Source organism: Sulfurovum zhangzhouensis, from assembly GCF_030347965.1.
In the GTDB taxonomy this organism is placed as follows: domain Bacteria; phylum Campylobacterota; class Campylobacteria; order Campylobacterales; family Sulfurovaceae; genus Sulfurovum; species Sulfurovum zhangzhouensis.
In genome coordinates this window covers 246327-258708 of record NZ_JAQIBD010000002.1, presented here as the reverse complement: position 1 = coordinate 258708, position 12382 = coordinate 246327, and the positions used below count along the sequence as shown (strand labels likewise).

Annotated in this window: 14 protein-coding genes; 12 read left to right on the top strand and 2 right to left on the bottom strand. The window is 38.7% G+C overall.

The window, feature by feature from the left end; all coding sequences use genetic code 11:
* Nucleotides 1-396: 396 nt before the first annotated feature.
* The 5 genes from PGH07_RS06505 (at nt 397) to PGH07_RS06485 (ending at nt 4411) form a co-directional block, all read left to right on the top strand.
* Nucleotides 397-840 carry a DUF4395 domain-containing protein gene (locus PGH07_RS06505; protein WP_289413549.1) on the top strand — a complete coding sequence of 148 codons (444 nt, stop codon included), beginning with the start codon at nt 397-399 and terminating at the stop codon, nt 838-840.
* A gap of 58 nt (nt 841-898) precedes the next feature.
* Nucleotides 899-1312: an RrF2 family transcriptional regulator gene (locus PGH07_RS06500; RefSeq protein ID WP_289413548.1), complete on the top strand. Its 414-nt coding sequence runs from the start codon at nt 899-901 to the stop codon at nt 1310-1312.
* Nucleotides 1313-1325: 13 nt separating this feature from the next.
* Nucleotides 1326-2585: an aminotransferase class I/II-fold pyridoxal phosphate-dependent enzyme gene (locus PGH07_RS06495; RefSeq protein ID WP_289413547.1), complete on the top strand. Its 1260-nt coding sequence runs from the start codon at nt 1326-1328 to the stop codon at nt 2583-2585.
* The gene (locus PGH07_RS06490) at nt 2575-3777 is read left to right on the top strand and encodes a CAP domain-containing protein (RefSeq protein WP_289413546.1); all 1203 of its coding nucleotides are present in this window, start codon (nt 2575-2577) and stop codon (nt 3775-3777) included. The genes PGH07_RS06495 and PGH07_RS06490 overlap by 11 nt, the downstream gene beginning before the upstream one ends.
* Before the next feature lie 208 nt (nt 3778-3985).
* Entirely contained in the window at nt 3986-4411 is a 426-nt protein-coding gene (locus PGH07_RS06485) for a hypothetical protein (RefSeq protein ID WP_289413545.1), read from the top strand.
* Between the two features lie 245 nt (nt 4412-4656).
* Here the strand turns inward: PGH07_RS06485 and mqnF are convergent, their stop codons facing one another.
* A complete protein-coding gene (mqnF, locus tag PGH07_RS06480) occupies nt 4657-5880 on the bottom strand; it encodes an aminofutalosine deaminase family hydrolase (protein WP_289413544.1) in 1224 nt (407 codons plus the stop codon).
* A gap of 90 nt (nt 5881-5970) precedes the next feature.
* Here mqnF and aroQ point away from each other — a divergent pair, with 90 nt between their 5' ends.
* The 6 genes from aroQ to mnmA all read left to right on the top strand — a co-directional run bounded on the left by aroQ (nt 5971) and on the right by mnmA (nt 10663).
* The gene (gene aroQ / locus PGH07_RS06475) at nt 5971-6465 is read left to right on the top strand and encodes a type II 3-dehydroquinate dehydratase (protein ID WP_289413543.1); all 495 of its coding nucleotides are present in this window, start codon (nt 5971-5973) and stop codon (nt 6463-6465) included.
* Nucleotides 6466-6551: 86 nt separating this feature from the next.
* A complete protein-coding gene (locus PGH07_RS06470; protein WP_289413542.1) occupies nt 6552-7571 on the top strand; it encodes a M24 family metallopeptidase in 1020 nt (339 codons plus the stop codon).
* Entirely contained in the window at nt 7572-8063 is a 492-nt protein-coding gene (gene folK / locus PGH07_RS06465) for a 2-amino-4-hydroxy-6-hydroxymethyldihydropteridine diphosphokinase (RefSeq protein WP_289413541.1), read from the top strand.
* Entirely contained in the window at nt 8060-9142 is a 1083-nt protein-coding gene (locus PGH07_RS06460) for a flagellar biosynthesis protein FlhF (RefSeq protein WP_289413540.1), read from the top strand. The genes folK and PGH07_RS06460 overlap by 4 nt, the downstream gene beginning before the upstream one ends.
* Nucleotides 9132-9608, top strand: coding sequence for a hypothetical protein (locus PGH07_RS06455; RefSeq protein ID WP_289413539.1), 477 nt, complete (start codon nt 9132-9134; stop codon nt 9606-9608). The genes PGH07_RS06460 and PGH07_RS06455 overlap by 11 nt, the downstream gene beginning before the upstream one ends.
* Before the next feature lie 14 nt (nt 9609-9622).
* Nucleotides 9623-10663 (top strand): tRNA 2-thiouridine(34) synthase MnmA, encoded by a 1041-nt coding sequence (gene mnmA, locus PGH07_RS06450; protein ID WP_289413922.1) that lies wholly within the window; start codon nt 9623-9625, stop codon nt 10661-10663.
* A 9-nt stretch (nt 10664-10672) separates the two neighbouring features.
* Here the strand turns inward: mnmA and PGH07_RS06445 are convergent, their stop codons facing one another.
* Entirely contained in the window at nt 10673-11269 is a 597-nt protein-coding gene (locus tag PGH07_RS06445; protein ID WP_289413538.1) for a DUF2062 domain-containing protein, read from the bottom strand.
* 137 nt (nt 11270-11406) lie between these two features.
* Between PGH07_RS06445 and PGH07_RS06440 the strand changes: the two genes are divergently transcribed.
* Entirely contained in the window at nt 11407-12342 is a 936-nt protein-coding gene (locus PGH07_RS06440; RefSeq protein ID WP_289413537.1) for a ribose-phosphate pyrophosphokinase, read from the top strand.
* Nucleotides 12343-12382: the final 40 nt, after the last annotated feature.

The window sequence follows — 12382 nt, the reverse complement described above, 5'->3', positions numbered from 1 at the left end:
AAATAACGTAATAGTTGTGATCATACCCCTTTAATTATCTCATAAAATATCATTTTAATCATCTAAAACCTTTAAAAATTATTTTTTTAAAATATATTGTACTTAACGTACAGTACCGTGTAGACGGTGATTTACGGTTTTTAAAATAGATTTAAAATAAAAAATAAATAAAATCAATAGATTTACTTGACATTAAATAAAAACTTGGTTAGAATGCTAATATGAAATGAGAATAGGCATTTCTAAATACCTTAGATAAACATAGTGGACAAGGTATAGAAGTTTTTCGTAGTAATGTTGTCTCCCACACTCAGTAGTATTCTGAAAATACTAGGAAAAACTGATATATATGTGTTTATCTAGGGTATTTAGAGATGCCTTATATAAGGAGTTGAAATGTCGCCAAGTTGTCCTATCTCTACTAGAAGAGTAGATGCGAACATGGTACGTATCATCTCTTTTCAAGTTGCCTTAATTACATTGGCTCTCATTATTACAGGTAAATCTTTTCTAGCTTTTTTACTTTTGTTTGACTTTGCAGTGAGGATATCAAGAAGACCGGAACTGAGTCTTTTCAATCTGATAGCTAAGTATACAGTCAACAGATGTAATATCACACCGAAATTATGTGATGAATCTCCTAAGCGTTTTGCACTCGGTCTAGGTTTTTTTACTTCACTTTTACTTGTGGTCCTTTATCTTGCAGGTCTTTATACAATTGCTTCAGTTGTAGGAATAGTGCTCCTTTTTGCTGCTTTACTTGAGACGATATTTGATTTTTGTATTGGATGTAAGCTATACTACGCCATTCAATTAATAAAAAGCATTTTTAACAAATAAATTTACCTTCCAACTTAGTAGAGCGGAAGGTGAAGTGTCTTGAAGGCGGGAGGTAGTCATGATAGGGATTTCCACAAAAACAGTGTATGCAGTTGCTGCATTGCATGAGTTAGGATCGATAGAAACAGGAAAGGTACTTAAGATTAAAGAGATTGCAGCAAAAGCTTCAATCCCTCAAAACTTTTTGGAACAGATCCTGCTTGAACTGCGCAAAGGCGGTATCTTGAATAGTATTAAAGGTGCTCATGGCGGTTATATGCTGGCTAAAGCGCTAAAAGATATTACACTGAAAGATATCATGGAGACATTGGAGTCTGATGCATTTTCGGATGTATGTAAAACTGACAATCCTACATTAAAACTCTTTTGGTCAGATATCATTGAGCGTGTAGGTGAGGTCTTTGATATACCGCTTTCTGAGTTGAGAAACTATCAGCTGAAAGCAAATCAAGCACTTAACTTCTCAATTTAACGAGGAAAACTTTATGGATAATACAGTAGATTTTGAATATTACAATACCCTCATGGTACACAGTGTAGGCAATAGAGTGGGTCCTATCGCACCGGTAATGGCACCATCAGCAGCCTTTGGGTATGAGAATGCAGAAGAAGCGGAAGGTATCTTTGCCGGAACTGTTGCAAAACCGCTTTATGCACGTGTGGGAAATCCTACGAATGGAAAGTTAGAGTCAATTGTAGCAAAAATGGAAGGCGGGATCGGTGCTATTGCTACTGCTTCAGGAATGGGAGCTATGTCAATGGTGAGCATGGCGATCCTGAACAGTGGAGATGAACTGCTTTGTATTGGTGGATTTTTCGGGGGAACTTACTCAATGGTCAATGAGACCTTGGTACGTTTTGGTATCTCTAACAGTTTTTGTGAAGTTGATGATTTTGACCATATAGAGTCTAAACTCAAGAGCGGCATCAAGATGGTATTGATGGAGAGTGTAGGTAACCCGAGTCTTAGACTTCCTGATGTGCAAAGGATTATTGATCTTTGTAATGAGTATGACACGATACTTGTGATCGACAATACTGCAACACCGATTTTATTAAGACCGATTGAAATGGGTGCAGATATCGTAGTGCACTCTTCAACGAAAAATATTTCAGGTCACTCTGCAGCACTTGGCGGGATCGCTGTCTTTAGATCCGTTGATCCGGAACATGATAAATTACTTCATCCAAAGTATGCAGATCTACATAAGTTTATCAAGAAAATGGGTGATAAAGCATTTATGCCTATCTTCAAAAAACGTGCGATCAGAGATATGGGTATGACAGCCAATGCTTTTGGATCATTTATGACAATGATAGGGCTTGAGACACTGCCGCTTAGAATCGAGCGTATCAACCAAAATGTTGAGAAAGTTGCATCGATCCTGGCAGATAGCCTTCCTGAAGACGTAAGTGTAAATCATCCTTCATTGCCTAGCAGTCCTGACTATGCGAGATACAAATCTGACTTTGCACAGGGATGTGGACCGCTTTTGACACTTGATTGTGGGACAAAAGAGAGAGCTTTTAAGTTGCTTGATGCACTTAATGTAGTCATCCAAACAGCAAATATCGGTGACAATAGAAGCCTTGCTTTGCACATGACGAGTACAATTTTTAGTGATTTTGATGAAGAGGCACGTAAGTTCCTTGGTGTACATGATGGACTGATAAGGGTTTCCATTGGTTTAGAAGATCCGAAAGTAATCGCTGAAGATTTTATCCAAGCGGCAAATGCGATCTAATGCATTTATACTGATCTTATCTCTTTTTTCTGTTTTATTAAACGCCAAAGAAGAGATCAGAGCATTAGATTATCTCAATACAGTGCGTCAAAATAGCGGACTGATACCTCTTAAAGAAAACAAGCTGCTGAATCGAGCAGCTTTATCTCATGCCAACTACCTTGTTTTGCAGCAAAAACTAGGCCATATAGAACAATATAATCACAAAGGCTATACGGGTAAAACGCCTGCGGAACGTGTCGTTTATTTTGGCTATCCCTCCAAAGATGTCATGGAAAATATCGCTGTCAATACAAAAAACGGTATCACAGCAATAGATGACCTTCTTGCTGCGATCTACCACCGGTTTGTCTTTTTGAGTATAGATAAAGATGAGATAGGGATAGGGAGAGCCTCTACAGGCAAATTCAAACCTATTAAGGATGCATATGTATTCAATTTGGGTTCTTCAAAACTGAATGCATTATGTCAAAAAGTATATGTACCATTGAACCAGGTTATCTATCTACAGAATGTCTGTAAAGACGGTAAAGCATTGATCCCTCAAGCACTTTATGAGGAAAATCAAAATGAGATCAAATCACAAAATACAAAAGTAGTACTTCATCCTTATCCGGGTCAAAAAGAGGTAATGACCGTATTTTACAATGAAGAGCCAGACCCATTACCTGACTATGATGTAAGCGGTTATCCAATATCCGTACAGTTTAATGATCGGTACGTCAGTTCTGTTCAACTCACCTCTTTTAGGCTTTTTGACGATAAGCATAGAGAGATAGTACAGAACAGAGTGTTTACTTATGAGAATGATCCTCAAAAGTACTTAAAGAAAACACAGTTTGCATTGATGCCATTGAAACGTTTGGAGTATGCAACGACCTACAGGGTAGAATTTGAAGCAGAGGTGGATGGCGAACGCTATCAGAAGTCCTGGAAGTTTACTACCAAACGTTTCAATGATACACTGTACCGCATTACGAACAAAACTACACAAATAGATGCAGAGCCGGGTAGTACGCTCATTCTTTATTTCGTTCCCAACTCTCACCATGATGTGTTAAAGGGATTTAGTGCAACGCACGGACTAAAGGTCTCTTTCATCGATAACAATACTTTGAAGGTGAACATTACTGATGCTGTTGTTGGTGCAGCAAGTATAAAGGCAGGGGGAAGAACTATTTTATTTAAATAGTTTGATGTTTATTCTCAACAAAAATTTGATTTACTTGTCAGTTCCAATAAATATCATTAATATCCAATGAAATACGCTATAAGTTTTAGACTCCAGAAAACCTTATAAAGTTATATATTTTATAAGGTTTTTAGTACGAGGTAATTTTGATATACTCTTTATATAGAAATATGCAATTTAATAAGTAGTTAGCAAAAAAGGGGAAATAATGACACAAGCTATGCCAAAATCGTATATCAAACTATATTGGCGAATCTGGCTAATGATTATTGCTTGCCTCTTAATCCTACGCGTTTACTTCATAGAAGAAGACTTTGCTTACACTTTATTCAATTTCTACATGATTCCAACATGGATTGCAATCATGGTTTTAAACATAATTGAAGGATACAAGCTAAGAACGTATCTTGAAGAAAATCACCACCAAACGTGGGAGAAAATCACAAATGTTCCTGGTTTTGGGTCAGGGGGATACAACGGTTTCCGTGCTTTGCCATTTATCTATTCCGATGACAATTTATCCGATCCAATTCTCAAAGAACTAAAGCTGAATTATAAACGATTCATAAAACTAATTTTGACTGTATTTTTCACAATGCCTTTATTGTTTACAGTTATAGTAATGCTCCCATAAAACATCATTTTTATTTAGTTCTCACAAAACCTTATAATCTAACATATTTTATAAGGTTATTCGCTATAGCGACGTTTGCGAGCCATAAATATACAACCACCCATTGAAAACCTTATAATTTGTTCCATATAGGAATATTGTATAACGTTTTCTGTCATATTTTTATCACTAAAATTTGTAGAGTATTTTTTTGGATATTAGAGTTTTTTATTGGAAATAACATTTAACAGTTAAAGAAGATTGTGTTAAACAATCTTCTTTCCTGCGATATAGACCTCTGAAGCCTTTTGTGTATGGATAATGGTCTGTACTGCGATATCATCGATGGATGAAGGGGTATTTGGAAGAGTGATGACTGTAAAGTCAGACTCTTTGCCTGCCTCTATACTTCCTACATTCAACCCTAGTATGTTTGCCGCATCTGAAGTAACGGACCTGATGAGCAGTGTTGAGAGTTGTTCCAATGGTCCGGCATGATGCATCATCAGTGCGGCACGAAGTTCATCAAAGATATTGAGTGACCAGTTGGAGCTTAGCCCATCGGTTGCAACGCTAAACGGTATGCCGAGTTCTCTTACTTTTTCGATCGCAAGTCTTCCGCACCCAAGCAGTCTGTTAGAACGCGGACAGTGCGCAATAGAGTGACCTTTTGAAGAGAGGTAGGCAAGCTCCTCTTCATTTGCCTGTACGCAATGGGTAAAGTGAGTAGGATAGGTGTCAAATGCATGCATGAACTCACGGATAGTTGTTATAGGTGTGGAAGTATTGAAGTATTTTTCAAAGAAAGGTTTGAACTCACCATTGCCATCTTCCAGCCAATTTCGTTCTGCTTGAGACTCTAAAAAGTGTGCTGAGAGAGGCAAGTTATTTTGTTTGGCTACCTGTACCGCTCTTTGAAGGATCACAGGGTGAACAGAGTAGGGAGAGTGGATCGCAACAGCAGGAGTGATCCGGTCATTTTCCGTACAGTGTTGTGAAGCTTTGACACGTTCTAAAAAGTCATTGTAGAGTGCATCGGCATAAGCGGCACTGGAGCCGATGAGCTCATTGAAAAAAACGACTCTTTGGGATGCCTGCATACACGCCTCAAGCTCTGCTCCAAAACTTGAAATAGCACCGAATGTCGTAACACCGGAATGTAACATCTCTTCAATTTTACTGAGCATCAGTTCATTATCACACTCTTGCAGTAGGTCGTTACGGTGTTCGATCACAGAGTCCAGCCATGACATGAATGTACCGTATTTGAGTGTCGTGGTATTCGCTGAAAACTCCAAATGTACATGGGTGTTGATAAAACCCGGATAGAGTACAGAGTTTTTACCTGCATAGTGGATATCCGCATCGGGGTACTTTTCAGACAAAACTTGCAGTGTATCGACTGCCTCTATCTTGTCACTATAGGCAATGGTACAGTTTTCTACAAATCCTTTTGGCGTATAGACATAGTCTGCTGTGATTAGGTTCATAAAGCTCTCTTGTTTTTTGTAATTTCTTTGTATTGGGTTTAATACTATTTGGATAAAATGATATCTAAAATTTTAAATAAGGTAAAACAGATGAAAATAGTAGTCATTCAAGGTCCAAATCTAAATATGTTGGGAATTAGAGAACAAAATATCTACGGCCCAATGAAACTCGAAGATATTCATGCACAAATGAAAGCTTTTGCAGAGCAGAATAATCATGAGATCGAGTTTTTTCAGAGTAACCTTGAAGGTGAGATCGTAGATCGTATCCAAGAATGTCTAGGGGATGCAGACGGTATCATCATCAACCCTGCAGCATATACACATACTTCTATCGCTATTCGTGATGCGATTGCAGCGGTAAAGATCCCTACACTTGAGGTACACCTTTCCAATATTTACCAAAGAGAAGAGTTCAGACATAAGTCACTCACTGCACCTGTATGTGCAGGACAGATTACTGGTATGGGGCCATACGGGTACCATCTTGCAATGGTAGGTATGAATCAAATGCTTACTGAGATCAAAATGATGAAAGAACATCAAGCTAAGATGCAAGCGGCTCAAGCACAGGCACAGGCTTAATATTTTGGCTTCCAAGTACCCGCTTGGAAGCATATTTGACTCATTGAATTGAGACTACTCCCAAACTATCCTTGAAGAGGTAATCTATGAATTATATGTTAAACAATGAAAATGCTATCTACTATGAATGCGGATACAGTTGTGATAATGTACTCTACCTCTCACTTGGAAGTGAAGCATACTTCATCACTGACAGTCGTTATACGATAGAAGCGCAAGAGCAGGTTCAAAATGCCCAGGTTGTGATTGATCGTGATCTGTATGGCATGGCAGTGGAAATACTTAAAAAGAGTAAGATCAAGAAGATGATCTTCGATCCAAAAGAGTGGTCAGTTGCCGCCTTTCAACACTTTACAGAGAATACCAGGATCAATTTTCATCCAGAACCTGATTTTTCACATAAAAGACGTATCATTAAGAGTGATGAAGAACTAAAAATTATTGCAAAAGCAGTAAAGCTTGGTGCCAAAGCATTTTCTCAACTTGCAAAAGAGTTTCAACAAAACGGTATTGGTGAAAATGAGTTTACGCTTACATATAAAGCCAAGTCTATCCTTGGAGGATACGGCAAATATGATCTGAGCTTTGATCCTATCGTTGCTTTGAATGCAAATGCTGCAAAGCCGCATGCATTACCTACCAATCATCGTATGAAAACAGGTGACCTTCTGTTAGTGGATGCAGGACTTAAGTATAAACGTTACTGTTCTGACCGTACACGTACAGTCCAAGTGGGTGAAGAGTTTACTTTTGGCACTAAATCAAAGTTCTCAAAAAAGAAGATACAAAAAGCCTATGATGTTGTTCTTAAGGCCCACGATAATGCGATAGCTAAAGCAAGATCAGGTATGAAAGCCAAGGAAGTGGATGCATTGACCCGTGACTTGATCACCAAAGCAGGGTTTGGTGAGTATTATGTTCACTCTACCGGACACGGTGTAGGACTTGATATTCATGAAATGCCATATATCTCTTCGCGGTCTGATACGATCATTGAAGACGGAATGGTATATACGATTGAACCCGGTATCTACATCCCGGGTGAATTTGGGATCCGTATCGAAGATATGGTCGCAATGGTTGATGGGAAAGCAGTGGTACTATAAATGCTTAGAAAAAGTATTGATCAAGACAATGAAGTGCTGTTCGCAGGACACTACCCTTATCTCTCACATCAAAATTTGGGAAAGAGGGAAGCGATGCTGGGGATCGGTGGAAATATCGGTGATGTGGTACGACGGTTTGAACATCTTTTTACTTTTTTAAATCGAAGCGCTTTAGTCCATATTAAAGAGACTTCTCCGATATTGAAAAACCCTCCTTTTGGATATATGGATCAAGAAGACTTTTACAATGCTTTAATACGTATTGAAACAGACTTGACACCAAAGGCATTATTGCGATATATTCTCAAAGTTGAGAAGCGTTTTGGAAGAAAACGTCTTTTTAAAGACGGGCCGAGAACACTGGATATAGATATTATTTTTTATGAAAATATGTCCATAAATGACGAGAAATTAACCATCCCTCATCCTCATTGGTTTGAACGGGACTCAGTGCTCATCCCTCTAGCTTATTTGAAAGGTTACCCGGTATGATCCATGAAACATTTGTAGCATCAGATCCAAAAAGTGCTTACATTCAGGCTGTAGAGAAGTATGGCAACAAGATAGAACTTGTTTCTGCTAAACAGCTAAAGTATGATGATGGACAACTAAGATGTGAAATACAAGTGGCTATTCCGGAAGCTGTCTATATTCAAAAGACTATGGGGGATGATACACCTTACGAAAAAAGTGAAGAAGCACTTCTTATAGAAGAGATAGAAGCACTTAAGTCTCAACTTTCACAAATGAAAGAGACACTGCAACATGATATCATCGATAATGATACTGTGATTTCAGAGGTCAAAGCACTTTTAAAGCGTAAAGGGATCGCTGAGGCATGGTTGGATGGAATGATAAACGGCTTGGCCGGTTCACCGATTGCCGAAGATAATAGACTTTTGGTCTCTTATCTGCTAGAAGAGATGGATGAAGCACTGAAAGAAAAACCAGAAGATCTTTCCAGACAAAAAGTAATGATGTTTGTAGGACCTACCGGAACGGGTAAAACTACCACGATTGCTAAATTGGCAGCACGTTATGCCTATCTGATGGATAGACCGTATAGTGTGGCGCTCATCAACCTTGACAGCTATAAAGTAGGTGCGATAGAACAACTTGAACACTATGCGGATATTATGCAGATTGATCATGTTGCTGTTGAAAATGTCCATGGATTTAAAGATGCACTGGATCATTTAGACTCTTATGATATCATACTTGTGGATACGGCAGGAATGTCGCCGTATGATACGCAAAAGCTTATCCGTACGGTGGAGTATGTCAACTCTGATGCACTCAAAGACCTTGAGGTCAACCTTGTACTTCCTGCAACAGTGAAGTATGAGGATATGGAAGATATTTTTACGAACTTCTCTTTTTTGAACCTTGATTCTGTGATCATCACAAAGTTTGATGAAACAAAACATTTGGGTACACTGCTTAATTTTATGTTGGCCTATGATCTTCCTATGAGCTACTTCTCAATAGGTCAAGAGGTACCTGATGACCTGCGTGTAGCAAGCAAAGAGTATTTGCTAGAGCGCTTTATCGGAGATATAGATGCGGGGTGATACCCAGGCTAACCGCTTGGAGATGATGATGAAAAAGCATCAGGTATTCCCTCACTATATACTCTCTTTGCCCCCTTTTGAGATGAAAAAGAGTGCACTCAAAGAATTGAAAAAGGGCGATATCCTGCTTTTGGGACTTGATCATCTCTCTTTGGTACTGTCGGATACAAAAGGTATCTGTGCTGAGGTGATGATCGAACATCATAACTATGCTGATAGGCTAAAGATTATATCACTACATAATCATACAAAAGAGAAGCCATCAAAAAAACATCAGGTTGTCACTGTCTCATTTGGTGAGATTCAAAGCAGAAAATTAGAAGTAGGGCATGTTATAGGAACAATGGATTTGAATTTTGAAGATCTTAATATAGTAACCGAGCAAAAAGAGATCGCTCAATGTTCATTGATAAATGTAGATGGTGAGATCGCTGTACAGGTAAATAGCGTGAACCAAAGGTTATAAAGATTAAAGAAAATATACAAAGGTACGGAATGACAGAACGTAAAAAAGTATTGATTGGAATGAGTGGCGGTGTTGACTCTACAGTGAGTGCGATACTCTTACAAAAAGAGGGATATGAAGTTGAAGGGGTCTATATGAAACTCCATCAAAAAGAGGGCTATCATGAAGAAAACTTTGCCAAAGCACAGCGTGTAGGAGCGTATCTTGGGATCAAGGTACATTTTTTGGATCTAAGTAATGAATTTAAGGAAGAGGTTTATGATTACTTTGTAGACTCTTACAAAGCAGGACTTACTCCAAATCCCTGTGTAATGTGTAACCGTACCATCAAGTTTGGAAAAATGGTGGAGTTCGCAGACAGTATCGGTGCAGAGTATATTGCTACGGGGCACTATATCAATTCTGATGGTGAATTTATCTACATGGGTAAAGACCCGAACAAAGATCAAAGCTACTTTTTATGTGAAGTAAAAAAAGAGGTAATACCTAGACTTATTTTCCCACTAGGAAACTGGGTAAAAGATGATGTCAAAGCTTATGCTGCCGATATTGAGCCATTAAAGGACTTTGCAACTCAAAAAGAGAGTTCTGAGATCTGTTTTGTAGAAAATACTTATGATGAAGTACTTGCTCGTCATATGGATATCGACATGCCGGGTGAAACTGTAGATGCGGAGGGTAATGTTGTAGGAACACATAAGGGCTATATGCATTATACCATCGGAAAGCGTAGAGGATTTTTTGTGGATGGTGCACATGATCCGCACTTTGTTTTGGAAATTAAACCTGAGAAAAACCAGATCGTAGTAGGTACAAAAGAACAACTTGAAGTGCATGAATTTGAGATAAAAAAAATCAATCTTTTTGTAGAGAGAGATGAGTTTGACTGTCTCGTAAAAGTACGCTACCGCACGCAAGCAGTACCATGCCATGTGAAAATAGAAGGTGACAAGGGTACCGTCACACTTAAAGAACCTGTATTTGGCCTGGCACACGGACAGGTTGCAGCATTTTATGAAGGAAATAAACTGATCGGCGGAGGAGTCATCTGCTAATTGAGATGACTATTTCCTCTCATCATCCTCATGCCCTGCATCCAATTCAGACTCTTTCTCGATAGGGTGATTGATAGGTGTCTTCCTTTTGAGAAGCTTTTTGATCTTTTGCTTGTGTCTTTCTTTCCGCACACGTTTTTCTTCATGAACAGACTTGATCCAGAGCCAGTTTACAAGAAAGTAGATGATTGTTGAGACAATGACAGAGTAAAACGAGGTTCCAACATAAAGCGGGACCAGTATCTCATCAAAATGTTCACTGAACCATTCCATAGTGAGTTCAATATTTTCCAGTCCCTCACGTCCTAACAGAAGGTTGCCGGTCAGGTATTCCATATAGTACATCGGCGGCATGGTGATAGGGTTGCTCAACCAGACCATGGCAATTGCGATCGGTACGTTGAATCTAAAAGCAAAGGTGCTCAAAACCACTGCCACCATCTGCATCGGCATTGGGATAAATCCCCAAAAAAGCCCTATCCAAACCCCTTTTGTAATACTACGTCTACTCACACCGAAGAACTCTCTTGAAAGGTTATATTTATCTAAAAATTTATCGAGTTTTTCGCTGCGGGATGAGGTTTTCTTTAAAACTTTTCTTATCATATGTATCCAACTAAATTATAGTCGTATTAGTTTAATCACTGAAGCCTTTAAATCACCTTTTTATCAACTTTTGTGTAAAATACGCGTGTTAATTATTACTGAAATGTAATGAAATTTTTCACACTAAAGGTCTTACAATGAGCGGATATATGATATTTTCCGGTACTTCAAACCCAGAACTTTCTCAAGAGGTAGCTGATTATCTTGAGATGCCACTTTCTAAAGCGACGATCAATCGTTTTTCTGATGGTGAGATCAATGTACAAATTGCAGAGTCAGTACGTGGTAAAGATGTATTTATCGTACAGCCTACTTCTGCACCGGCAAACGGAAACTTGATGGAACTTCTCATTATGACAGATGCACTAAAGCGTTCATCTGCAAAGTCTATCACTGCAGTAGTACCTTACTATGGATATGCAAGACAAGACAGAAAAGCTGCTCCAAGAGTACCTATCTCTGCAAAACTTGTAGCAAACCTGATGGAGACGGCAGGGATCACACGTGTGGTTACGATTGATCTACATGCTTCTCAGATTCAGGGCTTTTTTGATATTCCTGTGGACAATCTCTATGGGGCGATCTTATTTATCGACTATATCAAAAGTAAGAACCTGCCAAATCCAGTCATTGCTTCCCCGGATATCGGCGGAGTTGCTAGAGCAAGATATTTTGCAGCAAAACTTGGGCTTGAAATGGTAATCGTGGATAAAAGACGTGAAAAGGCTAATGAGTCTGAAGTGATGAATGTCATCGGAAATGTAGATGGTAAAGATGTGATCCTTATCGATGATATGGTGGATACTGCAGGTACAATGGTAAAAGCTGCAGCAGCACTTAAAAAACTCGGGGCAACATCGGTAATGGCATGTTGTACACACCCGGTTCTTTCCGGCCCTGCATTTGATCGTATAGAAGAGGGTGAACTAGATGAACTAGTTGTATCAAATACAATCCCGATGCATAAAGAGTCACCAAAGATCAAAGTTCTTTCTACTGCTAGAATGCTGGGAGAAGTGATCAGACGTGTTCATAACAATGAGAGTGTTAACTCTCTGTTTGAGACAAATTAATATATTTTTTAATTGTTTGGAAGTTTGTCTCTTGTAAAAA